This window comes from Streptomyces sp. NPDC001351 (genome assembly GCF_042896045.1).
Classification (GTDB): Bacteria; Actinomycetota; Actinomycetes; order Streptomycetales; family Streptomycetaceae; genus Streptomyces.
The window spans coordinates 183,127-209,415 of sequence record NZ_JBIAWS010000009.1; the positions used below are offsets into that span (position 1 = coordinate 183,127).

Consider the following 26,289-nt stretch of genomic DNA (forward strand, 5'->3'; position numbering starts at 1 on the left):
GCAATCCGACGTGCCGCGTGTCCTCCGCCACGCCCGTCCTGCCCGTCCCTTTCACGCCTCCAGCCAGAACCCGGTGCGTTCCAGCCACAGTTCGAGCAGTTCCGCATCGCCTTCGGTGGCGACGGCGGGTGAGGGGCGGCGGTAGAGGAACAGGAGCAGGTCCGTCACAGGCCCCTTTACGGTCGCCGCGGCCGCCGCGCGCCCGCTGTGCCACACGGGCCGGTCGCCGCCGAGGTCGACGTGCCACTGTCCGGCACCGGTCGCCTCGAACTGGAGCGTACGACCGGGGCCGAGCAGGCCGGGCGCTCCCGGCCGGGGCTCGTACGCCTCGGGGACCGTCGCGAACTCCATCCACTCCTGCACCGCGTCCGCGGCCAGCTCGTCGTCGAGCGTGAAGGCGGCGCCGGTCGCCAGTGCGGCGTCGGCCCGGTGCACGACGGTCTCGTGCGTCATCCTCCTGGCCCAGAAAGAGGTTGTGTTCCGCTCGTGGGCCGGCGTCCACACCCGCGCATCGGGGCCGGCATCGCGCAGGGCGCCACCGAGTTGCGCGGCTCCCTCGGCGAGCCAGTCGTCCAGTGCACCGTCGTCCAGGTGGGCGTATGCGGCCGGGTCGTCGACGGGATCGCCGGGAACGGGTTCGACGGCTCGCGTGCGGACCACCTCCTCCGCCCAGCGATGGTCCCCGCCAACGTGCCGCAGCAGTCGGCCGAGATCCCAGCCGGGGCACGTGGACACCGGGGTGCTCGTGTCCGCCCCTCTGATCTGTGTTCGGAGCAGGTCGGTCTGGACGACGATTTCGCGACAACAGCGGTCGAAGGTCAGCGAAGTCATCCGCTCATCATGGGCGAACCGGCCCGTCCACCGCACTCGGATTCGGCGTGCACGCATTTCTTGAAGAGACGAAGCGGACTCGTGTCACCGAGACTTCACCTCTTGACGCCTTTGGTTCAGACCTTTAGGTTCCCGGTCACACAGCTTCACGAGTACGCCCAGCGTTCATCCACATGAACCACCCCGCGCTACCCCCACCCTCCGCCCTTCCCTGCCGGCGAAAGGCTGTGCCCCACCGATGAACCCCCAACCCCCCACCCACGGCGCCGCGTTGCGCGCCTGTCTGGCCCTGGCCCTGTCCGCCCTCTCCGCCGGAGCCCTCACCGCCGCGCCCGCCGACGCCGCCCCGGCCGCAGCCCCCATGGCCGTCGCGCCGTACCTCTACAACGGCTGGGGCAGCCCGCCCGACCCGTCCACCATCGCCAACGCCACCGGCGTCAAGTGGTTCACCCTCGCCTTCGTCCTCAGCAACGGACACTGCAATCCGCAGTGGGACGGCAGCCGCCCGCTCACCGGTGGCGTCGACCAGCGGACCGTCAACTCCGTGCGCGCCGGCGGCGGTGACGTCATCCTCTCTTTCGGCGGCTACAGCGGCAACAAGCTGGAGAGCTCCTGCTCAAACGCCGGGGAGCTGGCAGCCGCGTACCAGAAGGTCATAGGCGCCTACCGGCTCAAAGCGATCGACATCGACATCGAGGCCGACGCCTACAGCAACCCGGCCGTGCAGCAGCGCACGGTGGATGCGCTGAAGACCGTGAAGGCGAACAACCCGGGCCTGAAGGTGTACGTCACCATCGGCACCGACCAGAGCGGGCCCGACACCAGCCTGATCAAACGGGCGGCCGCGTCCCGGCTGTCGGTGGACGCCTGGGCCATCATGCCGTTCGACTTCGGGGGCGCCGGCCAGAACATGGGGACGCTCACCCTGAAGGCGGCCGAGGGCCTCAAGTCCGCGCTGAAGAGCGCCTACGGCTACGGCGACGACCAGGCCTACCGGACCATGGGCATCTCCTCCATGAACGGGATCACGGACCAGAACGAGAAGGTCACCGTCGCCGACTTCCGCGCCATCCTCGGCTACGCCCGGCAGCACCACCTCGCCCGGCTCACCTTCTGGTCCGCCAACCGCGACCGCCCCTGCACCGGCGGCGGCGCGGACAGCTGTTCCGGCGTCGCCCAGCAGGCCTGGGACTACACGCGCGTCTTCGCCCAGTACACCGGCTGAACTCCCCCGCACCCGTGCCTGCAGGCCATCCGAACCGGCGCTGTACGCATCCTCGTGCCCAGGCGCCCCCGCCCCGCATGTAGCGCCCGGATCCGGTGCGTTGGGCGGCGGACTGCAGCAGGTCGTCGTGGAAGCCGCCGACATCGAGATCCTCGCCTCGGTCGACCCGAGCAGCTTCCCGCTCGGCACCGATCCCGGCCGGCGCTGGTAGAGAGGTTCGCGAGCGAGACGCAGAACCGCTCCCCGCTCGACGGCCTGAAGTGGCTGGGCGGTACCGCGAGTTCACCCCCGCACGCGCACTCCTGAGCCGGTGCGCGACGGGGCCCCGACCGCCGCGCGGGTGCGGTCGGGGCCCCGCACCCCGCCCCGTCACCGGCTCCGAACCCGAACCGCACTGGCGTTCCCTACGATGACCCGGTGACGAGTGACACCCCCACACGGTCCGACGTCGACGAAGACGCCCGCGCGACCGCCGCGCCCGAGGCGACCCCCTGGGCGCAGCGGCTGCGGCGGTTCGGCTACCCGGCAGCCCCCCGCACCGACGTCCGTGCCCGGCTGGTGCCGCCCTTTCCCGAACCGGCCACGAGAATCTGGGAGTTGGTGGGCCTCGGCCCCCGAACGGCACGCCGCCTCGCGCGCTCCATGGGCTGGCTGGGACCGGTACTCGTCGCCGTGCTGGCGGGCGTGCTCAGGTTCTGGCGGCTGGGCCAACCACGGGCCGTCGTTTTCGACGAGACGTACTACGCCAAGGACGCCTGGGCGATGCTGCGGCTGGGCTACGAGGGCAGCTGGCCGGACCGCAAGATCGCCGACCCGCAGATCCTGGCGCACCCCCAGGTGATCCCGCTCTCCGACACGGGCAGCTTCGTCGCGCATCCGCCGATGGGCAAGTGGGTCATCGCCCTCGGGGAGGGTGTGTTCGGACTCGACCCGTTCGGCTGGCGGTTCATGACGGCGGCGCTCGGCACCCTGTCCGTGCTCATGCTGTGCCGAATAGGGCGCCGGCTGTTCCGTTCGACAGTGCTCGGCTGCCTCGCCGGTGCGCTGCTGGCGGTGGACGGTCTGCACTTCGTGATGAGCCGCACCGCCCTGCTGGACCTTGTGGTGATGTTCTTCGCGCTGGCGGCGTTCGGCTGCCTGCTGGTCGACCGGGACAAGGCGCGGGCCCGGCTGGCGGCCGCCCTGCCCGTCGGCGACGACGGCTTCGCGCGTCCCGATGCGCACATCGGCGAACAGGTCGGCACAGGCCTGCGTCCGTGGCGGCTCGCGGCCGGTGTCCTGCTTGGACTGGCCGCCGCGAGCAAGTGGAACGGCCTCTACTTCCTCGTCTTCTTCACCGCCCTGACTCTCCTGTGGGACGTCGGTGCCCGCCGCGTGGTCGGCGCGGGCCACCCGTACCGGGCGGTGCTGCGCAAGGACCTCGGCTGGTCGGCGCTCTCCCTGGTACCGGTCGCCGTAGTGACGTACCTGGCGACCTGGACCGGATGGTTCCTGTCCGACAACGGCTACAACCGGCACTGGGCGGACGGCCACGGCGGCACCTGGTCCTGGATCCCGGCTCCGCTGCGCAGCCTGTGGCACTACGAACACGCCGTCTACCAGTTCAACATCGGTCTCCACGCCCCGCACCGCTACCAGTCCAACCCGTGGAGCTGGCTGGTCCAGGGGCGCCCCGTGGCGTTCTACTACCAGTCGCCGAAGGCCGGGCAGCAGGGCTGTCATGCCGCCACCGGCTGCTCGCAGGAGATCCTCGGTCTGGGCACCCCGCTGCTGTGGTGGGCGGCCTGCGGCGCGCTGCTCTACCTGCTGTTCCGGTGGGCGCTGCGCCGCGACTGGCGCGCGGGCGCGGTCCTGTGCGCGGTCGGCGCCGGATATCTTCCGTGGTTCAACTACCAGGACCGTACGATCTTTTCCTTCTACGCCGTGGCGTTCGTGCCCTACCTGTGCCTGGCCGTCGCCATGATGGTCGGCGCCCTGCTCGGACCCTCGGGAGCGGACGAGCGGCGCCGGCTGGTCGGCGCGGTGAGCGCGGGCGTGCTGGTGCTGCTCATCGCATGGAACTTCATCTACTTCTATCCGCTCTATACGGGCACGACGATCCCGTACGGCGACTGGCGGGCCCGGATGTGGCTGGACACCTGGATTTGAAGCCGGAGTTGACGTGCCCGGCCGTCACAGGGTGTCCGATTCGCCTGTCGAGCGGCCGAGATACGTGACCGGTCCCGCATCGGGCACGTCGATCCGGTGGAAGCCCAGCCGGTCGTAGAAGGCTCTGGCCGGGGTGTTGACCGTGACCATGGAGAGGTGTACGGCGGTGACGCCCCGCTCGTGCAGGGCCCGCAGGAAGGTGCGCATCAGCGCGCGGCCGTGGCCACGGCCCTGCCACGCGGGGAGCAGGTCGATGTGCAGATGGGCGGGGTACGCGGCGACCTCGGGGACCAGCATCCGTTCCGGGTGGTGCAGCAGGGGGATCATGTGTTCGTCCGGGGTCCTCGGCGGCCCTGCGGGCTCCGGGTGGCGGTCGGCGACCAGCGGCAGCCACTTGGTGCGGAAGGCTTCGACGAAGCGGGGGGTGTCCGCGGTGCCGAGGATGTAGCCGACCGCCCGGCCGTGCCCGTCGTCCAGGACGAAGGCCAGCTCCGGCTCCAGCACGACGTAGGGCACCGCGAAGATCGTCGGGAAGATGCTGGGGTCCGCGTAGACAGGGCGGCTGTCCTGGCCGTTGTGCGCGGTGCGGATGCAGATGTCCTCGAGGCCTTCGCGGTCCTCGAAGCGATACGGGCGGATGGCGGGCGTGGAGGTCACCGCAGCATCCTGCACATCTGGGAGCGCTCCCACAAGGTTCTGTGCGACTCCGTGCCGTCCTCCCAGGCGCCGAGGAAGCGCGAGGGCCGTCGTGCATGCGACACCCGGGAGTCGTGATTCGTCTGCGGAGACTGGGACCGCCCAGGTGCGCCACACGCCCGTCGTGGCGCATTCTTGCTGTGTCGCCCGCTGGACGGCGTACGGACGAGGTAGGGCCGATGACTCGCGCGGAGTACGCACACCGGACGCCCGGGCAGCTGGCCGCACTGCTGATCGACGCCTCGACGGAGGCGATCGGCGCGGCCGGCGGGCACTCGGGAGGGGTCTATCTGCGCTCCGGCACGCCCGGACTGTTGCGGCTTGCGGTGCTCGCGGGGCTGCCCGGCCCGCTGTTCCGGCCCTGGTGGCGCCTGCATGTGGACCGCCCTTTCCCGGTGGCCGACGCCTTCCGGCTCGGCGTACAGGTGGTCCTGCCGAACGCCGCGGAGACGATGCGCCGCTATCCCCAGTTCGCGGCCGGGCTGCCCTTCCAGTTCGGGTCGATGTACGTACCGATCGGGTGCGGGTCGACGACCTTCGGTGTGCTCACGGTGCTGCGGCCCTCCACCGCGGACGCCACCGAACTGCTCCATCACCGCGATCGCATGGTGCGGCTGGCCGAGGACCTTGGCTGGGCCCTGCGGCGGCTGGAGGACGGCGGCAGGTCGTCGGTCGCCTGGGACGGGGAGCCCGTGTGCGTACGGCCGCCCGGCGCGCGCCCGCCCGCCGGACGTGCCGGGGGTTTCGCCTGGGATCCGGTGACGGACGTCGTGACCGTGGACGAACGCCTCCCCGCCCTGCTGGGGGTGCCGATCGACGCGTTCGCCACGTCCGTGGAAGCGCTGGCGGAGGCCGTGGCCCCGGCCGAGACACCGCGGGTCCTGGCCGCGCTGCGGGAGACGGCCGCGGGCAGACCGCCGCCCCTGCCGCTGTACGTGCGGGCCGAGGACGGCGCACTGCGCCTGGTGGAGCTGTGGAGCCCGTACGCGGCCCCCGCGCCGCCCGGCACTCCGTCCGGCGCGCATCCGGTCCGTGGATTCATCGTCGATCCCGGTCCCGGCGCGGCGGCCGACGCCGCCGCCGACCTGCTGCCCGACGGGGTGCTCTGCCTGGACCGGCTGGGGCTGGTCCTGTACGCCAACCCGCGCGCCGAACAGCTGCTGGGCTGCTCCCGGCGGAAGTTGCTCAGCCGTCCCCTGTGGGAAGGCATGCCGTGGCTGAACCAGCCCGCCGTCGAGGACCATCTGCGCAGCGCGCTGCTGTCCCCGGACCCGGTGCGCTTCCATGTCGCACGGCCCGCCACGGACGGCGCGCAGGACGAGGACCCCTCGTACGAGGGTGCCTGGCTCGACGTCTGTGTCTATCCCGGCCCGGATGTGCTGACCTGCACGTTCCGCCCGGCGAACCGGGTGGCGGACGCGGCCGCCGACCTCACGCGGGACCCCGCCACCGCCGCCTCGCCCGGGATCCCGTCGATGGCTCCGCTGTACCGCCCCATCGTGCTCGCCATCGCGCTGACGGAGGCGGTCACCGCACGGCAGGTGGCAGCCGTGGTCATGCGGGAACTGCTGCCCGCGTTCGGCGGTCGCCGCCTCGCCATCTATCTGCTGCAGGACCGGCACCTGTATCTGGCCTGGGAGAGCGGCTTTCCCAAAGGGTTTCTCAGCCCCTTCGAGGGGGTGGGTCTGGACGCCCATCTGCCCGGGGTCGAGACGCTGACCAGCGGCCGGCCGATCTTCTTCGACTCGATGGAGCAGCTGGCCGCCGCCTACCCGGGCATCCCGCTGGACGCGGACGAGGGGGCCCGCGCCTTCCTGCCGCTGATCGCCTCCGGGCGTCCGGTGGGCTCCTGCATCCTGGGCTTCGACCGTTCGCGCAGCTTCAGCACCGAGGAACGCACGGCACTCACCGCGCTCGCCGGGCTGATCGCCCACGCCATGGAGAAGGCCAAGCGCTACGAGAGCGAGGCGGCGCTCGCCCGCGGCCTGCAGCAGGCCCTGCTCCCCCGCCGGCTGTCGGCCCACCCGCAGGTGGACACGACGGGGCGCTATCTGCCCGGCACGCAGGGGATGGAGGTGGGCGGCGACTGGTACGACGTCGTGGAGGCGGGGGACGGTCTGGCGCTGGTGATCGGCGATGTGCAGGGGCACGGCGTGCAGGCGGCGGCCACCATGGGTCAACTGCGCAGTGCGGTAAGGGCGTTCGCGCTCGGTGACCGGCCGCCCGACGAGGTGATGAGCGGCACGAACCATCTGCTGATCGACCTCGATCCCGGACAGTTCGCGAGCTGCTGCTACATCCGGCTGGACCCGGCCTCGGGCCTGGCGCGGGCGGCCCGCGCGGGGCATCCGCCGCCGCTGCTGCGTCACCCGGACGGCCACACCGAGGTGCTGGATCTGCCCGGCGGTGTGGTGCTCGGCGTGGATCCGCACGCTCACTACCCCGTCGCCGAGCTGCACATCGAGCCCGGTGCCGTCCTCGCGCTGTACACGGACGGTCTGGTCGAGCGGCCCGGTGTCGACATCGACGAGGGCATCACCGCTCTGCGGGTGGCCTTGGCGAAGGTCGGCGCGCCTGCCACCCGCCCGGGCCGCCGTCCGCTGGCCGGGGTCGCCGACCGCCTCACCGCGACGGCCCGGCACTCCGCCGACCGTCCCGACGACATCGCGCTGCTTCTCGCCACGCGCCGTGCGGCGCAAGGGAACCAGCAGTGAACCCGACCACCGCCCGTGACATCGGCACGCGGACAGGGGGCGATCTCTGTCACCCGCTGTGACGCCTCTCGCCTCACGCGGCCCGGCAGTGTAGACATGGGCACATGGTCCGACTTCCGGACCGTTCCGGGACCCGGTCGCACCGCCGTCCCGGCGGTCCCCGTGCCCGCCGCGCGAGCGATCGTGCCCACGCAGCGCACGGGCGGCGCACGACGCGGACGCCGCACAGTGCGCACACCCGCCGAAGTGGACATCCGAGCGAGCCGGAACCGGGCCGCATGAGCGCGTTGCGGTCGGCGCTGACCGGGCGCAGCATCGCCCGGCAGGTGTTCGTCCTGCAGGTGGTGATCGTGCTGCTGCTGGTGGTCGCCGCGGTGGTGGCGCTGTATCTGCAGGTCCGGCGCGACAGCACTCAGGAGGCCCGCAACCGGTCGGTCGCCGTCGCCCAGGCGTTCGCCAATGCGCCGGGCACCCGCGAGGCGCTCGACAGCCCCCATCCCACGAAGATCCTGCAGCCGCGGGCCGAGGCCGCCCGCAAGGCGACCGGCGTCGACTTCATCGTCGTCATGAACACCGACGGCATCCGCTACACCCACCCCAAACCGAACCGCATCGGCAAGAAGTTCGTCGGGACCATCGAGCCCGCGCTGGCCGGCGGGACGGTGGTCGAGGAGATCAACGGGACGATCGGACGGCTGGTGCAGGCCGTCGTACCGATCAAGGACCCCCACGGCAAGGTCGTGGGGCTGGTCTCGGCGGGCATCACGACCGCGACCGTGGGCGGCACCGCCGACCGGCAGCTGCCCCTCGTCCTGTTCGCCGCGGCCGGGGGACTCGCCCTGGCCACCGGCGGCACCGCCCTGGTGAGCAGACGGCTGCTGCGCCAGACGCACGGCCTGGGCCCGCACGAGATGACCCGTATGTACGAGCACCACGACGCGGTGCTGCATGCCGTGCGCGAGGGCGTGCTCATCGTCAGCGGCGAGGGCCGGCTGCTGCTCGCCAACGACGAGGCGCACCGTCTGCTCGACCTGCCCGCGGACGCCGAGGGCCGGCACGCCCTCGACCTGGGCCTCGCCCCGGACACGGCCGAGCTGCTGGCCTCCGGGCGCGTCGCCACCGACGAGGTGCACCTGGTCAAGGACCGGCTCCTGGCGGTCAACCAGCGGCCCACGGATGTCCAGGGCGGCCCGCCGGGCAGTGTCGCCACGCTGCGCGACTCGACGGAGCTGCGTGCCCTGTCCGGCCGCGCGGAGACGGCACGGGAACGCCTCAACATGCTGTACGACGCCGGGGTGGGCATCGGCACCAGCCTGGACGTCACCCGCACCGCGGAGGAGCTGGCGGAACTCGCCGTGCCGCGGTTCGCCGATTTCGCGACCGTCGACCTGTTCGACGCGGTGCTGGGCGGGGGCCAGCCGGAGGCGGTGACCTCCTTGCGCCGCACCGCGTCGAGCGGGATCCGCGAGGACGCCCCGCTGTACAAGGTGGGCCGGCAGATCAAGTTCGTCGACTCCTCCCCGCACGCCCGCAGCCTGCGCTCCGGGCAGGCCGTGCTGGAGCCGGACCTCGGCGCGGCGCCGGGCTGGCACGCGCAGGATCTGGAGCGCACCGCGCAGGTCGTCGAGTACGGCATCCACTCGCTGATCACCGTGCCGCTGCGCGCCGGTTCGCTGGTGCTCGGGGTGGTCAGCTTCTGGCGCTCGGAGAAGCCCGAGCCCTTCGACCTGGACGAACTGGCTCTCGCCGAGGAGCTGGTGGCCCGCGCCGCGGTCTCCATCGACAACGCCCGCCGCTACACGCGCGAGCACAGCATGGCCGTGACCCTGCAGCGCAGCCTGCTGCCCCGCCGCCTGCCCGAGCAGACCGCCCTGGACATCGCCTACCGGTATCTGCCCGCGCAGGCCGGAGTCGGCGGGGACTGGTTCGACGTACTGCCGCTGTCGGGTGCCCGTGTCGCCCTCGTGGTCGGCGACGTCGTCGGGCACGGGCTGCATGCCGCAGCCACCATGGGGCGGCTGCGCACGGCGGTCCACAACTTCTCCGCGCTGGACCTGCCGCCCGACGAACTGCTCGCGCTGCTCGACGAGTTGGTCGGCCGCATCGACCAGGACGAGACGGCGGACGGCGGCAGCGCCCCCGTCACCGGCGCCACCTGTCTGTACGCGATCTACGACCCGGTGTCGCGCAGGTGCGCCATCGCCCGGGCCGGACATCCGCCGCCGGCACTCGTCCGGCCCGACGGCGAAGTGGAGTTCCCCGACGTGCCCGCCGGTCCCCCGCTCGGCCTCGGCGGCCTGCCGTTCGAGACAGCCGATCTTGTGCTGGAGGAGGGCAGCCGTCTCGTCCTGTACACGGACGGACTGGTCGAGGACCGGGAGCGGGACATCGACGAGGGGCTCGCCCTCCTGCGGGGCGCACTGGAGCGCGCGGGTGAGTCGCCGGAGGACACCTGCCGGGTGGTGCTCGAATCACAGCTGCCGGCCCGGCCGAGCGACGACGTCGCGCTGCTCGTGGCCCGTACCCGGGCACTGGACGCCGACCGGATCGCCGACTGGCAGGTGCCCAACGACCCGGCGGCCGTCGGGGAGGTTCGTGCCTCCGTCAGCCGCAGGCTCGCCGGGTGGGGGCTCGACGAGCTGACGTTCACCACGGAGCTCATCCTGAGCGAACTGGTCACCAACGCGATCCGGTACGGCGCCGACCCCATCCATGTGCGCGTGCTGTTCGACCGCACCCTGATCTGCGAGGTCTTCGACAGCAGCAACACCTCGCCGCACCTTCGGTATGCGGCGATGACGGACGAGGGCGGCCGCGGGCTGTTCCTGGTGGCTCAGCTCGCCGATCGCTGGGGCACCCGGTACACCCCCGCGGGCAAGGTCATCTGGGCGGAACAGCCGCTGCCCTGACTCACCCCCTTTTGGTCCGTACCTGATTCGTGCGTCCCTACGAACTTCTGCCGTGACGGGTGTGCGCCACACCCCTCCTCTGATAGGAAACCTTCCTATCAGTACCACCCACGGCCAACTCCCCACCCCCCACCACCACTTGGAGCCCTCGTGAGGCATCCCTCCAGCGACCCCGCACATCCCGCACGCATCGCACGCCGCACCGTCCTCGTGGCGGCCGGCGCATCCCTGGCCGCAGCTCCCTTCCTGCGGCCCTCCCACGCCTCGGCCACCCCGGCCGCGGCGGGCTGCGTGGACCTCGACGACCCGGCGAAGAAGGAGATCGCCATGAAGCTGGTGTCGAGCGCGGAGAACTCCTCGCTCGACTGGAAGGCCCAGTACAAGTACATCGAGGACATCGGCGACGGCCGCGGCTACACCGCCGGGATCATCGGCTTCTGCTCGGGCACCGGAGACATGCTCGACCTCGTCCAGCTCTACACCGACCGCAAGCCCGGCAACGTCCTTGCCAAATACCTCCCGGCCCTGCGCGCGGTGAACGGCTCCGACTCGCACGAGGGCCTGGACCCGAACTTCCCCCGCGACTGGCGCAAGGCGGCCCAGGACACCGCGTTCCAGCAGGCACAGAACGACGAGCGCGACCGCGTGTACTTCAACCCGGCCGTCCAGCAGGGCAAGGCGGACCGCATCGGGACGCTGGGCCAGTTCGCGTACTACGACGCCATCGTCATGCACGGCAACGGCGACGATCCCACCAGTTTCCGCAACATACGCAAGCGCGCCCTCAACAAGGCCAAGCCGCCGGCGCAGGGCGGCGACGAGGTGGCCTACCTGAACGCCTTCCTCGACGCCCGGGTGTGGGCCATGAAGCAGGAGGAGGCGCACAGCGACACCAGCCGGGTCGACACGGAGCAGCGGGTCTTCCTGCGCAACGGCAACCTGTGCCTCGACACCCCGCTCAACTGGAAGGTGTACGGGGACAGTTACCACATCGGCTGACCGGTGCGCCGGACTGCCGTACCGCCCCCCTCGCGGTACGGCAGCCGCCGGTGCGAGGGGCGGCCGCGATGCCGCGGCGGCCGAGGGCGTCCACCTCGTGGCGGCCTCCAGGCCGGGTGGCATGACCCGCGACCCCGTCATCAGCTTCTGTCATAAAGTTGATTTATGAGCTCATAGAGCGGACCCGCGTACCGACTTAGGCTTGCCTTAGCTTAGGCTTCCCGTTCGAGTCGCCTGTCATCGCTCGAAGGGAACCTGATCATGCCGCGCCCCCTGCGGGTAGCCATCGTCGGAGCCGGCCCCGCCGGGATCTACGCCGCCGACGCCCTGCTCAAGTCCGAGGTGGCCGCCGACCCCGGTGTGTCCATCGACCTCTTCGAGCGGATGCCCGCCCCGTTCGGCCTGATCCGCTACGGCGTCGCCCCCGACCACCCCCGCATCAAGGGCATCATCACGGCCCTGCACCAGGTGCTCGACAAGCCCCAGATACGCCTCTTCGGCAACGTCGACTACCCGACCGACATCAGCCTGGACGATCTGCGCGCCTTCTACGACGCCGTGATCTTCTCCACGGGAGCGACCGCCGACCGCGCGCTGCCGATCCCCGGCATCGACCTCGACGGCTCGTACGGCGCCGCCGACTTCGTCTCCTGGTACGACGGCCACCCGGACGTGCCGCGCACCTGGCCACTCGGGGCCGAGAAGGTCGCCGTCCTCGGTGTCGGCAACGTCGCCCTGGACGTCGCGCGCATCCTCGCCAAGACGGCGGACGAGCTGCTGCCGACGGAGATCCCGCCGAACGTCTACGACGGCCTGAAGGCCAACAAGGCGCTGGAGGTCCACGTCTTCGGCCGGCGCGGCCCGGCGCAGGCGAAGTTCTCCCCCATGGAACTGCGGGAGCTGGACCACTCCCCCAACATCGAGGTCATCGTCGACCCCGAGGACATCGACTACGACGCGGGCTCGATCGAGACCCGGCGCGGCAACAAGCAGGCCGACATGGTCGCCAAGACCCTGGAGAACTGGGCGATCCGCGACGTCGGCGACCGCCCGCACAAGCTGTTCCTGCACTTCTTCGAGTCGCCCACCGAGATCCTCGGCGAGGACGGCAAGGTCGTCGGCCTGCGCACCGAGCGCACCACCCTGGACGGCACCGGCAACGTCAAGGGCACCGGCGAGTTCAAGGACTGGGACGTCACCGCCGTCTACCGCGCGGTGGGCTACCTGTCGGACAAGCTGCCCAAGCTGCCCTGGGACCTCGACTCCGGCACCGTCCCGGACGAGGGCGGACGGGTCGTCCAGGAGTCCGGCGAGTACCTGCAGTCGACGTATGTCACCGGCTGGATCCGGCGCGGTCCGGTGGGCCTGATCGGCCACACCAAGGGCGATGCCAACGAGACCGTGGCCAACCTGCTGGACGACCACGCGAACGGCCGTCTGCAGACGCCGGGTTCACCCGAGCCCGAGGCCGTGGACGCGTTCCTCGCCGAGCGGGGCGTCCGCTTCACCACCTGGGAGGGCTGGTACAAGCTGGACGCCGCGGAGAAGGCGCTGGGCGAGCCGCAGGGCCGTGAGCGCGTGAAGATCGTCGAGCGTGTGGACATGCTCGGGGCGAGTGGCGCCTGACACGGACGAACGCCCGTCGTGCCACAGCCCGCAAGGGCCTGGCACGACGGGCTTCGCCTTCGCACGGAACCCCTGATGCCGCTCATGCGTTCCCCCTGAGTGCGTGCGACCGCGGGGGCCGTGCGGAGACGAGCGGGGTGGGGCGTGGCACGCGTACTGGTCATCGGCGGCGGAATAGCCGGCACGGCGGCGGCTCTGGCCCTGCGCAAGGCGGGCTTCGAGGTGACCGTGCACGAGGCGCATCCGGGATCGGCCGAGGACCTGGGCGCGTTCCTCACCCTCGCGAGCAACGGCATGCGCGCCCTCGCGCAGATCGACGCCTCAGCCGCGGTCACGGAGCTCGGCTTCCCGCTGACCTCGATGCGGGTCCTGGACGACGCGGGCGCCGAGCTTGCAGAAGTACCCCTCGGTGAAGCCGCCGATCCGCTCCTGCAGTTCCGCTGCCTGCGCCGCGGGGACCTCACCGCGGCCCTGCAGGCGGAGGCAGCACGCCGGGGAATCCCTGTCCGGCACGGCGCCCGCCTCGCCTCCGTCCAGGACGGCGCGGACGGCGTCACCGCGCACTTCACCGACGGCAGCACCGCAACCGGCGACCTGCTGCTCGGCGCCGACGGCCTGAACTCCGCGGTCCGCCGGCAGATCACCCCGCAAACCCAGCCGTGCTACGCCGGTCAGCGGGTCTTCTACGGCTACACCGGCGCCGCAGCGGGATCCGGACCGCAGGCGCGCATCACCATGGTGCGCGGCAGCGCGGCAGCCTTCGGCTACGCCGTCTCGCCCGGCGGGGAGACGTACTGGTTCGCGCGCGTGAGCGGCGAGCCCCTGGACGCCGACGAGATCGCGGACGGCTCGCCCGCCCACTGGTGTGAACTGCTCGTTCCGCTGCTGCGCAAGGACGCCACACCCGCCGCGGACATCGTCGAGGCAGCAGGCGAGGACCTCATGGTCACCAACGCCACCGAGATACCCGTCGGCACACCCTGGCGCTCCGGCCGGCTCATCCTCATCGGCGACGCCGCCCACGCGGCCTCTCCGGTGACCGGCCAGGGCGCGTCCATGGCGCTGGAGGACGCGGTGATCCTCGCGAAGTGCCTGCGCGACGCACCGGACACCGACACAGCGCTCGGCCTGTACGAGGACCTGCGCCGCCCGCGCGTCGAACACAACATCACGGTGAGCGGGAACATCTCCCGGGGTGCGCCCGCCGGACGTCCGGGCGCTTCTCCCGCACGGCCGGGCGAGGACGGACTGATACGTCTGTTGGAGTGGGAGCCCGACATCCTGGAAGAACAGTCGGCCGGGAACGCGTGAGTACGCCGGGCGCCGGCCGGCTGCCGGAAAAGGCCCGCCCTGACACCCTCTCAGCCTGTTACCGTCCCCCGGTGTTCTCCCTGACAGAGCCCCCTTTCTTCACCCGTCTCCGCGATGCCCGGCGGGTTCTCGTCGCAGGTGCGGGCGGCGGCTTCGACGTGTACGCCGGCCTTCCGCTGGCCCTCGCGCTGCGCTCGGCGGGCAAGGAGGTCCATCTGGCCAACCTGTCCTTCGCCGACCTCTACGGGCTGGACATGGACGTGTGGCTGGAGGCGGACGTCGCGGCCATCGGGCCGGACACCGCGGCGCGCGGCGACTACTTCCCGGAGCGCACGCTCGCCCGGTGGCTGGAAGAGCAGGGCCTGCCGGCCACGGTGTACGCGTTCCCGCAGACCGGGGTGCGACCGCTGCGCGCCGCGTATCGCGCGCTCGTCGACCATCTCGGCGGCGTGGACGCCGTGGTGCTGGTGGACGGCGGGACCGACATCCTCATGCGGGGTGACGAGCACGGCCTGGGCACACCGGAGGAGGACATGGCGAGCCTGGCCGCCGTGAACGGGCTGAACGAGATACCCCAACGGCTCGTCGCCTGCCTGGGTTTCGGGGTGGACGCCCACCACGGGGTCAGCCACTCCCTGGTGCTGGAGAACCTGGCCGCGCTGGACCGGGACGGCGCCTATCTGGGCACGTTCTCGCTGCCGCGCGAGAGCCGGGAAGGCGCCCTCTACCTCGACGCGATCGCCCACGCCCAGCGCGGCACACCGGAGTACCCGAGCATCGTCAACGGCTCCGTGGCGGCCGCCGTACGCGGCAACTTCGGCGATGTCCGCTTCACTCGGCGTACCAAGGACAGCGAACTGTTCATCAACCCGCTGATGGCCCTGTACTTCTGCGTGGACGCACCCGGCCTCGCCCGCCAGAACCTCTACCTGGACCGGCTGGAGAACACCGCGCTCATGCGCCAGATCAGCTCCGTCATCGAGGACTTCCGTGCCGGGCAGGCGCGCCAGCGGCCCCCGCGCGCCTACCCGCACTGAGCACAGACGGGCGACCGGACGGCGTATACGCCTCGTCGCCGCCACCGCCGCCGCGGGCACGCTCGCCGTGCTGGCCGCTGTCCCGGCCCACGCCACCGAGTACCGGTCCGCGCTGAAGATCAAGGGCGGCGGCCACGGCACCGACTCCGGCAGAAACAGCGTCGTCTACCGCAACAACTGCAACTTCATGTGGAACAACGACAAGGACACGATGTATCTATACAAGCAACGTCCCCGACGGCAACGGCTACATCACGTTCCACGGCTGACGACGCACGTCGGGGCCGGCGGACGTGCCGACCCCGGCCTCCGCTCGGGTCAGCGCCCGGCGAGGTCCCGCCTGGCCACCACCGTCAGCACCAGGGTCAGCAGCAGGAGCGCGGCCGTCTGGCCCAGCGCGGCACCGACGAAGGCGGCGGGGACGGGAAGGCCCAGCCACGGATACAGCGTGGCGATCCGCACCGCCAGGAGCAGCAGCCCCAGCGCGGCCAGGGCCATGGCGCCACAGGCAGGGCTCGCATCCGTGCGGCGACGGCGCAGCAGCAGCCAGCCGAGCGCCCCGAGGACGAAGCAGGTGGCCGGCGCCCTCACCGCGTCGGGCAGCGCGGGCGGCACGACCTCGGAGGCACCCATCACCACACCGCAGGCCGCGAAGACGAGGCCGGGTGTGCCGACGGGCAGCACGGCCGCGGGGGCGTCGCGGTGGTGGGCCGCGCACAGGGCGAGCGCCGGCAGCCAGGCGAAGAGCGCGCCGGCGGTGGCGAACCACGGGTCCCACGGCGCCAGTTCACTCACCAGCGGACCGGCGAACGGCCACAGCGTGGGCAGCGCGGCGAGCAGCACCGACACCTGGGCCAGGCGCCGGCGCTCGTGGACCAGAGCGAAGAATCCGACCGTCCACAGCAGCGGCAGCGTCCACTGGGCGGCCTCGACGATGCTCATGAGCCGACCGCGGCCGGTGAATCCCGTCCGGAACATGTCCCACTCACGTGCTCCGTGCGTGCCCGCCCAGGTCAGCTCCAGAACCCGGTCGACGACCGCTGCTGCGGCCTGCAGCAGCACGGCGAACAGGGCGAAGCGACGGATCGCCGACCCGAGCAGGACGTACGGCCGGGGCGCCCCGGTGGCGGCGAGCCTGCTGCGCACGGCGAGGGCGGCGATGCTCGCCACCTCACCCAGGGTGGGCCTGCTCTGATCCTGCATCTCCTGGTCGACGTCCCACAGGTAGACCTCGACCATCTCCTCCTCCCGGTTGCGCCGGTAGTAGGCGGGCAGCAGGCGCAGTACCGTGCGATAGCGCGTCTCGAGCAGCGTCGTCATGCCACGCCTCCTGCGAGTCCGGGGCCCGCGGACGGTTTCGCGACGGCGCCGGGGGCCCTGCGTCCCTCGGCGATGCGCGACTTGGCGGCGCTGGCGCCGGCCGCCATGCGCTCCGCCTCCGCGTCGAGGGCCTGCGTTCCCTCGTCGGTCAGGCGGTAGTAGCGCCGCAGCCGGCCGTCGTGCACCTCCTCGCGGTCCAGGACGATCAGCCCGTCCGCGGTGAGCCGGTCCAGGACGCCGTACAGAGTGCCGACGCGCAACTGCACGGCGCCGTCGGAGAGTTCCTCGACCTCCCGCAGAATCCCGTAGCCGTGCCGGGGCTGGTCGGCCAGGGCGGTGAGGACGAAGAACGCTGCCTGAGTCATGCTCCTCGATGCCATGCAGCCATGATATCTCGGCTTCCGATATATAACGCAAGGGCGAGTCATACGGCGTGGTGGGACACGAACAGGACCCGCCCCTAAGCGGATGGTGGGCGGGCCCTGTTCGCGGGCGCCATTGTGGCGGGCCCGGTACGCCGGGGATACGGGTGAACCGGGTGGCCTGGAGTGCACTCCTCGCACCCCGAGTGCACCGCGCGCCTCCCGTGCGAGCACCCCCCGGGGGCACCCCGCCGGCGCGCGGCGACGATACTGGTGGGATACACGTGCCCCCGCCCTCAGATGGACTCATGCGTACTTCGCCCTCCGTCCGACCGACCCCGTCCCCCACCCTGTGGCTGGCCCGCGGCCGCCATACCGGACCCGATGCCGAAGACGTCGTACGCCGGACGCTGCACCGGCTCAAGGACGAGGGGACCATCGACGACCATCTCGAGGTGGCCGCCTCCGAGGCCTCCGCAGGCAGTTCGGACTGCGTTTTCGAGGCGCGGTGGACGGTCGCCGAGTCGGTGACCGTGCGGGCCCGGCTGACCCTGACGCACGATGCCGACACCGGCGTGGAATGGGTGCTGGCGGCGGAGGCGGAACGCCCGTGGGAGCAGGGGTGGCCCTCCCCCGCCACCATGTTCTGGCCCGGGGAGCCGGACGCGTCCTGGGACCACCAGCCCGGCACGGGGTTGCGCCTGCGGGAGGTCAACCGTCTGCCCGCGGACGACAAGGACATCCGGCGTCTGCTCCGCAACTCCGTGCGCGGAGGCTGGCACATCAACCTCGTCGTGCACGAGGCGATGACGCCCGACGAGCGCGGCCGGCTGCCGCTCGGCCCGCTGCTGCCGCCGAGCCTGCGCCATCGCGTGCTGGAGCACCGTGCCGCACCGGACCAGCTGCGCATCGTCAACCGGGTGCTGCGCGAGTTCGGGGTGCAGGTCCCGCGCGGCGGCGCGGTCCTGCTGCCCACCACGCCGGCCCCGGAGGGCTTCGACGCGGACGACTTCTCCGTACGCACCGTCTTCCTCGACGGCTCACGGCCCGCGCAACTCGTCGACGCCCTCACCCGTTTCGCCGCACTGCCGCTTCCGCTGCCGGACGGCGCCGAGGAGGTCGTCACCGCCCTGCGGGACGACTGGCAGCTGAGGACGATCGAAGAGGAACTCGCCCATGCGCGGGGACTCGTGGCCATGTACGCCGAGGCGCTCGAGGCCATGACCAAGTCGCGGGATCTGTACCGCGAGGCCGCCGAGCGCGCGCACGAGGCGCTGGCCGTCTACCGCGAGAACGGCGACGGGCTGCCGGCCCGGCCGCAGCCGCCCGCCACGCCCCAGGGCTCGCCCTTCCAGCAGCTGACCCGGAGGCTGGAGCGGCTGAAGGACACCGCCAAGGCGCTGCGCCCTACATCCGCTCCGGGCAGCGGGCGGGAGGCGGACGGCGCGGTCGAGCAGCCGGACTCCTCCGGCCGCTGAGCACCTGGGCACAGGCCCGCCTGCGCGGGATCTGTCCACCGGCACCGAAGCGCCCGCGGTCCGGAGAACCGCGGGCGCGGGGCCACGACGCCGTGCGGGCGTCGGGGAGGCGGCGCATCAGTCCAGACGCCGCGCCGTGGCCAGAGGCCGGGCAGGAGCACCCCCCAGGGCGGGAGGGCGCGCTGCTGCGCGCAGGACCAGGGCCGTCACTGCCGTCAGTGCCGCGATCACGGCGACCAGGCCGGCGAGCCAGCCCGGGGCGAGCGTGAGGTCGAGCGCCCGGAACAGCGACCGCGAGCGGTACCCGCGGTACAGCTCGGCCCCGGCGAGCAGCGCCGGCAGCACGGCCGCGACCACGAGCACGGCCCGGACGGGACGCAGGGTCACCAGGACGGCCAGCAGGGCGTACAGGATCGACACCGCGATGCCGGAGGCGTACACCTGGACCGACGTGCCCGACTTGTACGTCGGGAACCAGAGCAGCGCGCACAGGAAGAGTGCGGCTGCGACGAGGAGGCCCGCCCACGGCGGGCGCTCGGCGGCGCGACGCGGCGCGCCCAGGGGTTGCCTCGGCATGGTGTCCCCGCCGTAGGAGGGCAGGACCGTCGGGAACGGTGGAAGGCCGGTGCCGGTACCTTCCGGGCGCCAGTCCGCCTCTCCGGCCTGCGGAAGCGACGGCTCCGTCTTCGGCGGGGCGGGGTGGGCACCGCGATCCGTGCTCAGCCGCCCGATGAGTTCCACGAGGTCCTCCACGGACCGTGCGGCAGCGACCGCCTTTGCGGCCTCCTGTCCGAAGCGGCGCTCCGTCGACGGCAGGTGCAGCAGCGCCATCAGCCGGGTCACTTCCTCCACCGGACGGTTCTCGGCCGCCGCCCGGATGACCTCGTCCGCACTGGAAGGGTCACGCGGAGGTTGGGTCAGCAGGGTGACCAGTCGGGTGACGTCCTCCACGGAGCGGTCCGTGCCGACCGCGCGCAGCGCGTCGATGGTGGCTCTCGCATACTCCGGGGACTGCTCCAGCATGGTGATCAGATTGGCGACTTCCTCCAGTGGCCGGTCCGCGATGGCGGCGTGCACCAGTGCGCTGGCCGGGTCGTCGTGCGCGCCGACTATGGAGGGGTCGTAGGGACGGGGTGATGAAGAGCGGATGCTCATGACTCTCCTCCATGGATACAGACGGAACGGTTCACCTGCTCTCGCATCTCCCGGCGCGTATCACGACGTTGCGATGCAGTGCCATTACTAGGTGCCGCTTCCGGTCCGTGCCAGTCGGGATGGGCCACAGGTGTGAGGCCCCGTCGCGCTTCTGACGGGGCGACGGAGGACGTACGAACGCCGGAAGGGGGAATCCAAGACAGGGGCGCGCCGTTCGGCACGCCGGATGGAGGAGGACCGTGAAATGGACCACAACGGTGATCGTGGTCGCCGTTGCCCTCGCGGCGCTCACCCTCGCCGTGGCCGTCGCCCTGCTGGTGCGGCTGGTGCGGGCGCGGCGCGACCTCAGACGTGCCGGCCTTCCGACCGGGCGGCGCTGGGTCTTCTGGGGTGCCGTCCTGTACTTCCTGCTGCCGACCGACCTGCTGCCCGACCCGGTCTACCTGGACGACATCGGCGTCCTTCTCCTCGCTCTGCGCAGCATGCGCGGCCCTTTGGACGGGCCGAATCGTCACGAATCCTCCCTGTGACTACGCAGAGTAAGGAAACCAATCACTCGTTCGATTCGTATAAGTGACTGGAAGGGCAATGCAGTCGGCGGACCGGGCGGGGCCGCGGGGAGCGGACCGCCGGGTCGGTGCTGCACTGACGAGGGAGACACGATGCAACCGTTCGCGCTCAACTACGCACGTCCGGCGGTGGAGTTGGAAGCCACGACTCCGTACGTCTACGACTCCGGGCTGCAGTTGAACGTGCTCATGGACGGCCGGGTCGCCGCCGGTGACCTCGCGCTGCTCAGGGAGTTGGGGACGACCACGTCCACCGCGGGCTCCAAGACACACTTCGACGACTGAACGCGGATCCGCCCACTATGACCGTGCTGATCCTGACTTGTGAAGAGGACGTGACCGCCGACATGGTGGTCGTGCACCTGAACGCGTCCGGGGTACCGGTGGTCCGCCTGGACCCCGCCGACCTGCCCGGCGGTGTCGCGCTGTCCGGTGAGTACGTGCACGGCCGCTTCCGCGGCCACCTCCAGTCCGCGGGCCGACTGGTGAGCATCGCCGGGCTGCGGTCGGTCTGGGTGCGCAGGCCGGGGGATGCGGCCGCGCGGGCGGCCCAGCCGTCCGCCTGGCTGACCGAGGAGTCCGCCCAGGCGCTCTACGGCATGCTGCGCGGCTCGGACGCCCGCTGGATGAACCATCCCGACGCGGCCCGCCGGGCCCGGCACAAGCCGTGGCAGCTGCGGCTCGCCCAGCGCTGCGGACTGCCCGTGCCGGCCACGTTGATCACGACGTTTCCGCAGGCGGCCCGGGAGTTCGCCGACCGCTATCCGGATCTGGTGGTCAAGCCGGTCTCCGGGGCGCATCCGCAGGATCCGCCCCGCGCGGTGCCGACCAGCAGGGTGGCGCCGGAGACGGACTTCTCCGCCGTGGCGTTCGGGCCGACGCTGCTGCAGCGGCGGGTCGGCAAGCGGGCCGACATCCGGCTGACCGTGGTGGGAGAGCGGCTGCTGGCGGCCCGCAAGGCGACCGCCGACGATGCGGATCCGGACGATCCCGGCGCGGTGGACGTGCGCTTCGCCTCGGGCGACATACCGTGGCGTGCGACCGACGTCCCGCCGCGCATCGCCGACGCGGTCCGCTCGTATCTGCGTGAGGCCGAACTGGCCTACGGTGCCTTCGACTTCGCCGAGGACGCGGACGGGACCTGGTGGTTCCTGGAGTGCAATCAGTCGGGGCAGTTCGGCTTCGTCGAGGTGGAGACAGGTCTGCCGATCGCCCGGACCATTGCGGAGTGGCTGGCCCATCCCGGGCCGGAGCCGCAGACACGAGTCAACGGCTCCAGCACCACGGTGTGTTGAGGACGGCGCGGTCAGTGGGGCAGCGAGCCGGGCAGCAGGGCGGTCCGCTGCCATCCGGCCCCCGGGGAGGAGTGACGGTCGGGGGCGGCGGGTACGGAGCCGAAGGACTGCAGCGGCCGCATGGCGTACTCCAGTTCCCGGCTCACGCGCTCGGCCTCCCGGCGAGCCTGAGTGGGGACGTCGCCGCGCTCGGCGACGAGTCGGTCGTAGATCGGGGAATCCTGGAACACCGACGCGCCTTTCGTGTGGTGGCCCATGCGCATGGGCACGGCTGTCGAGTGTATGCGCCCCGGGATACCAGGGTGTGAATTCTCCAGGAGCACTTGACGCCGGCACGGCGGTTGTGACTGTCCAGATGTTCCAGATGTACGTCATTCGAAGCTGTCGTCGCGTCAGACGGCCAGTGACAGGCCGCCGTCCCCGCCTGCGGCCCCTCGCGAGGCGATGAGCAGGGCGTCCGCCTCAGCGATCGCGTCCTCGACGCTCGCGGCTCCCATGGTGGCGCACAGCGCGCGGCTGACGTCCGCCAACTCCCGTGCCGCCTGCGGTTTCTCACGCTCCGCCTGCGCGATGCGCAGCGACGCGTATCTGGTGAGCAACGTTCTGACGACCTTCGGGTCCGCAACGAGCACGAAGTGCCCCTCTCTGTGGTTTGCGCCTCGCCTTCCCGGTCAGGCCCGGACCAATCGCATCTTCCGCGCCGCGGGCCTCAATTGACGCAAAACCGCCGTCCGACCCGATTCCCAGCGCGCCGCGAGGCGTTGAACAGAGGGTAACCCCCCCAGCACGAACGGTGAAGCACATGAACCGCTCCGGCCGCCTCCTCTGTACCCTCTACCTCACCACCAGCGCCGAACTCGCCTGGACCACGGTCCTCGAATTCCTCCAGGGCCCGCGGTGGGCCGCATGTCTGTTCGCCGCGGCGAGCCTGGTCCCGGTCATCGCCGTCGTCCGCGAGACCCTGATCCGCGACCTGCGCAGGGCCGCGGTCGTGGCACGCCACCCCGCGCGCACGGCCACCGACGAGATCGTGCGCGGTGAGCTGGACGCCGCGTGCTGCGAACGGTGGTGGACCAGCCTCGGCATCCACCATGACTCGACCTGCCCGCACGGCATGCGCCGCAGCAGCGCCGCCTGAGGAGGCGGTCGGTGTGAGCACCGCCCGGCTCCGCCCGGAGAAGGCCTCGCGATGCCGCGGGATCCTCCGTGGTGACCGGGGGGCCAGTCCAGGCTGCGGCCGTCGCCCGTCGCTGTGTCCAGGATCAGCCCCTTGGAGTCGCGGATCAGGGCGCGGGCGAACGGCCAGCCGCTGGCGCCGCCCGCCGGAGAGACGGGCGGCGCGCGCACCGAGCGTGAAATCGCGTACGGCGGGCCGGCCGCTGTCGTCGTACGCGTGGCCGACGCCGCAGAACCGGCCGGTGTGAGCCCCCGGGGAAGCCCTCGCGACGCCGCGGGATCCTCCGTGGTGGGCGGGGGGTCTGTCAGACGGCGTCGAGTTGCGCGAGTTCCTCGGCTTCGAGGGTGAGTTCGGTCGCGGCCAGGGAGTCGAGGATGGTCTCCGGGCGGCTGGCGCCGGGGATGGGGACGACCACCGGCGACTTGGCGAGCATCCAGGCCAGACACACGCGCTGCGGGCTGACCCCGTGGGCCTCGGCGATCCGCGCGAACGGCGCGTAGGCGGAGCCCAGTTCACGGGCCCTGGAGATGCCGCCGAGCGGGCTCCAGGGCAGGAAGGCGATGCCGAGTTCGTCGCACAGTTCGAGCTCCGGCTCGCTGGAGCGGAAGGCCGGGGAGAACTGGTTCTGCACGGAGACCAGCCGGCCGCCGAGGATCTCGTTCGCCTGCCTGATCTGGTCGGGGTCGGCGTTGGAGATGCCCGCCAGCCGGATCTTGCCCTCGTCCAGCAGGTCCCGGATCGCACCGACGGACTCGGCGTACGGCACCCTCGGGTCGGGGCGGTGGAACTGGTAGAGCCCGATGGCTTCCACGCCGAGCCGGCGCAGGGACGCCTCGCAGGCCTCCTTGAGGTGACGGGGGCTGCCGTCGAGGGTCCAGCTGCCGTCGCCGGGGCGCAGATGGCCACCCTTGGTGGCGACCAGGACGTCACGGCCGCGGTCGTGGGAGGAGAGGGCCTTGGCGATCAGGGTCTCGTTGTGGCCGACCTCGTGGGCGTCCCGGTGGTAGGCGTCCGCGGTGTCGATCAGGGTCACGCCGGCGTCGAGGGCGGCGTGGATCGTGGCGAGGGAGCGCGCCTCGTCCGGCCGTCCCTCGATCGACATGGGCATCCCGCCCAGGCCGATCGCGCTGACTTCGACGTCACCGATGCGGCGGGTCTGCATGTGCTCGTGCCCTCTTCCGGTTGTCGCGCGGTAGCGAATGATGTTCGGCCGGCCGCACATGGAGTGCGGGAAAGCCCAACCACATTCCACCCTGACCCGCCCACGGGCCGCAGGTCCAATAGAGGAAAGAGAACGCATTCAGCAGCCGCGCCACTGAATCGCCGCCTCCGCCGAATCTGCTTGCGCGACCGGCCGGCCGGTGTGCGAGGCTCGCTGGCGACCGATCGCCACAACGGGCGACGGAGTGGAGAGGCGGCGGCATGCGCATAGGACTTCTCGGTACCGGCCCCTGGGCGGAGCTGGCGCACGCTCCCGCCCTGCGCGGGCACGCGGAGCTGGAGTTCGTGGGCGTGTGGGGCCGCCGTACGGAGGCCGCGAAGCAGCTCGCCGACCGGTTCGGCACGCGTGCCTACGACGACGTCGACGCACTGTTCGCCGACGTGGACGCGGTCGCGGTCGCCCTGCCGCCGGCCGTGCAGGCGCAGCTCGCGGTGCGGGCGGCGCGGGCGGGGTGCCATCTGCTGCTGGACAAGCCTCTCGCCACGACGGTCGGGCAGGGGAGGGCCGTGGTCGACGCGGTCCAGGAGGCCGGCGTCGCCTCGGTCGTCTTCTTCACCAGCCGCTTCCTGCCCGAGACCGAGGCATGGATCACCGAACAGGCGGAAGCGGGGGGCTGGTTCACGGCTCACGCCCAGTGGCTGGGGGCGCTGTTCGGGGGTGACAGCGACAGCCCGTTCGCCAACTCGCCGTGGCGGCGGGAGAAGGGCGCCCTGTGGGACGTGGGCCCGCATGCCCTGTCCGTGCTGCTGCCGGTCCTCGGTGACGCCCGCCGTGTGGCGGCCGCGGCACCCGGGCCCGGGGACACGGTCCATCTGGTCCTCGACCATGCCGACGGCGCGTCGAGCACCCTGACCCTCAGTCTGTCGGCCCCGTCCGCGGCGTCGGGCGCCGCTGCCGAACTCCGGGGCACGGCAGGCGTGTCGGTGCTGCCCCAGAGCGCCGAGGGAGCCGTCACCGCGCTCGGGCACGCCGCCGACGCGCTGCTCGCCTCCGCCCGCACCGGGCGACCGCACGCCTGCGACGCCGCGTTCGGCCAGCGGGTCACCGAGATCCTCGTCGAGGCCCAGGCCCTGCTGGACAGTGCGGCTGGCTGACGTGGCGTCACACTCTGTCGCGCAGGGCCAATTTGGCCACGCCATCAAGGGGACCGACTCTACCGGCGCACCACTGACGCAGCGTCATCGTCTGCCCGGTGCAGTCTGCTTCGCCACCGTGGCGAGGACGGACTCGACCAGTGCGGGGACGGTCTGCCCGGCTCCGGCGTCGATGCGGTCGAGGCCCAGCCCGTCGAGGGCCGCGACCATGAGGCTCTGGTAGCGCTCCGTGCGGGCGAGGAAGCGGTCCATCAGCGTCCGTTCCTCGTCCGTCGCCGCCTCGTACCGTCCGCCCGCGTGCACCCGGGCGCGCAGCACGGCTTCGTCGGCCGTCAGCCACACGGCGCCCGTGTGCGGCACGTCCAGTCCGGCGACGCGGACGGGCCAGAGCGCCGAGCCCTCCAGGACGAGGCCCGTGCCGGCCCCGTCCTGCGCCGCATGGGTCGCGATCAGTGTGCGGATGCGGGGCCACAGCCGTTCGTAGTGGGCAAGAACAGAGGTGATCAGTTCGTCGACCGTGAGCGACGCATAGTGCTCGGCGACATGTGCGGGCACCTCCCGCTCCGGGGTTCTCCAGGGCCGCCCGGGGTGACGGGCCAGCAGGTCCGTCGACCGATACTCGAACCCGAGACGCTCCGCCACCGCTCGTGCGACCGTCGACTTGCCCACGTTCGACGTGCCCCCGATCAACACCACCCGCACTCCGGGCACCCCCGCGCCCCTACGCATGCTCGAACGGTTCGTCGCTCCAGCGGAACCAGGCGCGGTCGCCCTCGATGTGCAGCAGGAACTCGGGAACGGGTCCGTCCGGCGACGACAGGGACACCCGTCTGGTGATCTCGTCGTAGGCCGCTTCCCACTCCTGCCGGTGCTTCTCGTCGTCCCGCTCGACCAGGGCGAGCTCACGGGCGAACAGATCCCGGACCGCCCCGAAGGCCGGGCCGGCGGTGAAACGGCCGGACAGCCACGGAAAGTCCGCGTCGTCGATCAGGATCTCCCCGACCGGCTCCGCACCCGTGCGCACCTGCCAGACCTCGCCCTCGAACCCCACGCCGCATCCCCCGTCAGCCGCCGCCGATCACCGCCATGGACCAGCATGCCACCCGGCACCGACAGCGGCC

Annotated in this window: 23 protein-coding genes and 2 pseudogenes; 15 read left to right on the forward strand and 10 right to left on the reverse strand. The window is 71.7% G+C overall.

Annotation, left to right across the window (positions count from 1 at the left end):
- Positions 1-51: 51 nt before the first annotated feature.
- Entirely contained in the window at positions 52-831 is a 780-nt protein-coding gene (locus ACFY1U_RS31445) for a maleylpyruvate isomerase family mycothiol-dependent enzyme (RefSeq protein WP_390697514.1), read from the reverse strand.
- A gap of 349 nt (positions 832-1,180) precedes the next feature.
- Between ACFY1U_RS31445 and ACFY1U_RS31450 the strand changes: the two are divergent.
- Together ACFY1U_RS31450 and ACFY1U_RS31455 are read left to right on the forward strand one after the other, a co-directional pair.
- Positions 1,181-2,056: pseudogene (locus ACFY1U_RS31450) on the forward strand (chitinase); the annotation flags it as partial.
- A gap of 417 nt (positions 2,057-2,473) precedes the next feature.
- Entirely contained in the window at positions 2,474-4,204 is a 1,731-nt protein-coding gene (locus ACFY1U_RS31455) for a dolichyl-phosphate-mannose--protein mannosyltransferase (protein WP_390697515.1), read from the forward strand.
- 24 nt (positions 4,205-4,228) lie between these two features.
- Here the strand turns inward: ACFY1U_RS31455 and ACFY1U_RS31460 are convergent, their stop codons facing one another.
- Complete coding sequence (locus tag ACFY1U_RS31460; protein ID WP_390697516.1) at positions 4,229-4,861, reverse strand: GNAT family N-acetyltransferase; 633 nt, start codon at positions 4,859-4,861, stop codon at positions 4,229-4,231.
- Positions 4,862-5,079: 218 nt separating this feature from the next.
- Between ACFY1U_RS31460 and ACFY1U_RS31465 the strand changes: the two genes are divergently transcribed.
- The 7 genes and pseudogenes from ACFY1U_RS31465 to ACFY1U_RS31495 all read left to right on the forward strand — a co-directional run bounded on the left by ACFY1U_RS31465 (position 5,080) and on the right by ACFY1U_RS31495 (position 15,765).
- Positions 5,080-7,614 (forward strand): SpoIIE family protein phosphatase, encoded by a 2,535-nt coding sequence (locus ACFY1U_RS31465; protein WP_390697517.1) that lies wholly within the window; start codon positions 5,080-5,082, stop codon positions 7,612-7,614.
- 278 nt (positions 7,615-7,892) lie between these two features.
- Positions 7,893-10,523 carry a SpoIIE family protein phosphatase gene (locus tag ACFY1U_RS31470; RefSeq protein ID WP_390697518.1) on the forward strand — a complete coding sequence of 877 codons (2,631 nt, stop codon included), beginning with the start codon at positions 7,893-7,895 and terminating at the stop codon, positions 10,521-10,523.
- 150 nt (positions 10,524-10,673) lie between these two features.
- On the forward strand, positions 10,674-11,522 hold the full coding sequence (locus ACFY1U_RS31475; protein WP_390697519.1) for a chitosanase: 849 nt from the start codon (positions 10,674-10,676) through the stop codon (positions 11,520-11,522).
- Between the two features lie 261 nt (positions 11,523-11,783).
- Complete coding sequence (locus tag ACFY1U_RS31480) at positions 11,784-13,148, forward strand: FAD-dependent oxidoreductase (protein WP_390697520.1); 1,365 nt, start codon at positions 11,784-11,786, stop codon at positions 13,146-13,148.
- A 144-nt stretch (positions 13,149-13,292) separates the two neighbouring features.
- A complete protein-coding gene (locus tag ACFY1U_RS31485) occupies positions 13,293-14,459 on the forward strand; it encodes an FAD-dependent oxidoreductase (RefSeq protein ID WP_390697521.1) in 1,167 nt (388 codons plus the stop codon).
- Positions 14,460-14,530: 71 nt separating this feature from the next.
- Positions 14,531-15,496, forward strand: coding sequence for a DUF1152 domain-containing protein (locus ACFY1U_RS31490; RefSeq protein ID WP_390697522.1), 966 nt, complete (start codon positions 14,531-14,533; stop codon positions 15,494-15,496).
- 25 nt (positions 15,497-15,521) lie between these two features.
- Positions 15,522-15,765: pseudogene (locus tag ACFY1U_RS31495) on the forward strand (hypothetical protein).
- A gap of 49 nt (positions 15,766-15,814) precedes the next feature.
- Here the strand turns inward: ACFY1U_RS31495 and ACFY1U_RS31500 are convergent.
- Together ACFY1U_RS31500 and ACFY1U_RS31505 are read right to left on the reverse strand one after the other, a co-directional pair.
- A complete protein-coding gene (locus ACFY1U_RS31500) occupies positions 15,815-16,816 on the reverse strand; it encodes a hypothetical protein (RefSeq protein ID WP_390697523.1) in 1,002 nt (333 codons plus the stop codon).
- Positions 16,813-17,181 (reverse strand): PadR family transcriptional regulator, encoded by a 369-nt coding sequence (locus ACFY1U_RS31505; protein WP_390697524.1) that lies wholly within the window; start codon positions 17,179-17,181, stop codon positions 16,813-16,815. Before ACFY1U_RS31505 ends, ACFY1U_RS31500 begins: the two co-directional genes overlap by 4 nt.
- A gap of 305 nt (positions 17,182-17,486) precedes the next feature.
- Between ACFY1U_RS31505 and ACFY1U_RS31510 the strand changes: the two genes are divergently transcribed.
- Positions 17,487-18,656, forward strand: a complete 1,170-nt coding sequence (locus tag ACFY1U_RS31510) for a hypothetical protein (RefSeq protein WP_390697525.1) — start codon at positions 17,487-17,489, stop codon at positions 18,654-18,656.
- A 117-nt stretch (positions 18,657-18,773) separates the two neighbouring features.
- Here ACFY1U_RS31510 and ACFY1U_RS31515 read toward each other — a convergent pair whose 3' ends face one another.
- Positions 18,774-19,811: a hypothetical protein gene (locus tag ACFY1U_RS31515; RefSeq protein ID WP_390697526.1), complete on the reverse strand. Its 1,038-nt coding sequence runs from the start codon at positions 19,809-19,811 to the stop codon at positions 18,774-18,776.
- A 239-nt stretch (positions 19,812-20,050) separates the two neighbouring features.
- Here ACFY1U_RS31515 and ACFY1U_RS31520 point away from each other — a divergent pair, with 239 nt between their 5' ends.
- From ACFY1U_RS31520 to tgmB, 3 genes are all read left to right on the forward strand, one after another.
- Positions 20,051-20,341 (forward strand): YkvA family protein, encoded by a 291-nt coding sequence (locus tag ACFY1U_RS31520; protein WP_390697527.1) that lies wholly within the window; start codon positions 20,051-20,053, stop codon positions 20,339-20,341.
- 132 nt (positions 20,342-20,473) lie between these two features.
- On the forward strand, positions 20,474-20,665 hold the full coding sequence (gene tgmA, locus ACFY1U_RS31525; RefSeq protein WP_099933570.1) for a putative ATP-grasp-modified RiPP: 192 nt from the start codon (positions 20,474-20,476) through the stop codon (positions 20,663-20,665).
- A 17-nt stretch (positions 20,666-20,682) separates the two neighbouring features.
- Positions 20,683-21,675, forward strand: coding sequence for an ATP-grasp ribosomal peptide maturase (tgmB, locus tag ACFY1U_RS31530; protein ID WP_390697528.1), 993 nt, complete (start codon positions 20,683-20,685; stop codon positions 21,673-21,675).
- An 11-nt stretch (positions 21,676-21,686) separates the two neighbouring features.
- On the opposite strand, the gene ACFY1U_RS31535 is transcribed toward tgmB, so the two are convergent.
- Positions 21,687-21,905 carry a hypothetical protein gene (locus ACFY1U_RS31535; protein WP_390697767.1) on the reverse strand — a complete coding sequence of 73 codons (219 nt, stop codon included), beginning with the start codon at positions 21,903-21,905 and terminating at the stop codon, positions 21,687-21,689.
- 162 nt (positions 21,906-22,067) lie between these two features.
- The gene (locus ACFY1U_RS31540; RefSeq protein WP_390697529.1) at positions 22,068-22,307 is read right to left on the reverse strand and encodes a DUF5133 domain-containing protein; all 240 of its coding nucleotides are present in this window, start codon (positions 22,305-22,307) and stop codon (positions 22,068-22,070) included.
- 170 nt (positions 22,308-22,477) lie between these two features.
- Between ACFY1U_RS31540 and ACFY1U_RS31545 the strand changes: the two genes are divergently transcribed.
- A complete protein-coding gene (locus tag ACFY1U_RS31545; RefSeq protein ID WP_390697530.1) occupies positions 22,478-22,813 on the forward strand; it encodes a hypothetical protein in 336 nt (111 codons plus the stop codon).
- Positions 22,814-23,156: 343 nt separating this feature from the next.
- Here the strand turns inward: ACFY1U_RS31545 and ACFY1U_RS31550 are convergent, their stop codons facing one another.
- Positions 23,157-24,014, reverse strand: coding sequence for an aldo/keto reductase (locus ACFY1U_RS31550; RefSeq protein WP_390697531.1), 858 nt, complete (start codon positions 24,012-24,014; stop codon positions 23,157-23,159).
- A 260-nt stretch (positions 24,015-24,274) separates the two neighbouring features.
- Between ACFY1U_RS31550 and ACFY1U_RS31555 the strand changes: the two genes are divergently transcribed.
- Positions 24,275-25,168 carry a Gfo/Idh/MocA family protein gene (locus ACFY1U_RS31555; protein ID WP_390697532.1) on the forward strand — a complete coding sequence of 298 codons (894 nt, stop codon included), beginning with the start codon at positions 24,275-24,277 and terminating at the stop codon, positions 25,166-25,168.
- 84 nt (positions 25,169-25,252) lie between these two features.
- Here the strand turns inward: ACFY1U_RS31555 and ACFY1U_RS31560 are convergent, their stop codons facing one another.
- Both ACFY1U_RS31560 and ACFY1U_RS31565 read right to left on the reverse strand, forming a co-directional pair.
- Positions 25,253-25,897, reverse strand: coding sequence for an AAA family ATPase (locus tag ACFY1U_RS31560; RefSeq protein WP_390697533.1), 645 nt, complete (start codon positions 25,895-25,897; stop codon positions 25,253-25,255).
- The gene (locus tag ACFY1U_RS31565) at positions 25,890-26,219 is read right to left on the reverse strand and encodes a hypothetical protein (RefSeq protein ID WP_390697534.1); all 330 of its coding nucleotides are present in this window, start codon (positions 26,217-26,219) and stop codon (positions 25,890-25,892) included. The genes ACFY1U_RS31560 and ACFY1U_RS31565 overlap by 8 nt, the downstream gene beginning before the upstream one ends.
- Between the last annotated feature and the right edge of the window lie 70 nt (positions 26,220-26,289).

What these genes read in the sequence shown, in the direction of transcription:
- ACFY1U_RS31445 (WP_390697514.1), bottom strand. Translation starts at nt 831, where the DNA reads ATGACTTCGCTGACCTTCGACCGCTGTTGTCGCGAAATCGTCGTCCAG.
- ACFY1U_RS31465 (WP_390697517.1), top strand. Translation starts at nt 5,080, where the DNA reads ATGACTCGCGCGGAGTACGCACACCGGACGCCCGGGCAGCTGGCCGCA.
- ACFY1U_RS31470 (WP_390697518.1), top strand. Translation starts at nt 7,893, where the DNA reads ATGAGCGCGTTGCGGTCGGCGCTGACCGGGCGCAGCATCGCCCGGCAG.
- ACFY1U_RS31480 (WP_390697520.1), top strand. Translation starts at nt 11,784, where the DNA reads ATGCCGCGCCCCCTGCGGGTAGCCATCGTCGGAGCCGGCCCCGCCGGG.
- ACFY1U_RS31500 (WP_390697523.1), bottom strand. Translation starts at nt 16,816, where the DNA reads ATGACGACGCTGCTCGAGACGCGCTATCGCACGGTACTGCGCCTGCTG.
- ACFY1U_RS31505 (WP_390697524.1), bottom strand. Translation starts at nt 17,181, where the DNA reads ATGACTCAGGCAGCGTTCTTCGTCCTCACCGCCCTGGCCGACCAGCCC.
- ACFY1U_RS31510 (WP_390697525.1), top strand. Translation starts at nt 17,487, where the DNA reads ATGCGTACTTCGCCCTCCGTCCGACCGACCCCGTCCCCCACCCTGTGG.
- ACFY1U_RS31515 (WP_390697526.1), bottom strand. Translation starts at nt 19,811, where the DNA reads ATGAGCATCCGCTCTTCATCACCCCGTCCCTACGACCCCTCCATAGTC.
- tgmA (WP_099933570.1), top strand. Translation starts at nt 20,474, where the DNA reads ATGCAACCGTTCGCGCTCAACTACGCACGTCCGGCGGTGGAGTTGGAA.
- tgmB (WP_390697528.1), top strand. Translation starts at nt 20,683, where the DNA reads ATGACCGTGCTGATCCTGACTTGTGAAGAGGACGTGACCGCCGACATG.
- ACFY1U_RS31545 (WP_390697530.1), top strand. Translation starts at nt 22,478, where the DNA reads ATGAACCGCTCCGGCCGCCTCCTCTGTACCCTCTACCTCACCACCAGC.
- ACFY1U_RS31550 (WP_390697531.1), bottom strand. Translation starts at nt 24,014, where the DNA reads ATGCAGACCCGCCGCATCGGTGACGTCGAAGTCAGCGCGATCGGCCTG.
- ACFY1U_RS31555 (WP_390697532.1), top strand. Translation starts at nt 24,275, where the DNA reads ATGCGCATAGGACTTCTCGGTACCGGCCCCTGGGCGGAGCTGGCGCAC.
- ACFY1U_RS31560 (WP_390697533.1), bottom strand. Translation starts at nt 25,897, where the DNA reads ATGCGTAGGGGCGCGGGGGTGCCCGGAGTGCGGGTGGTGTTGATCGGG.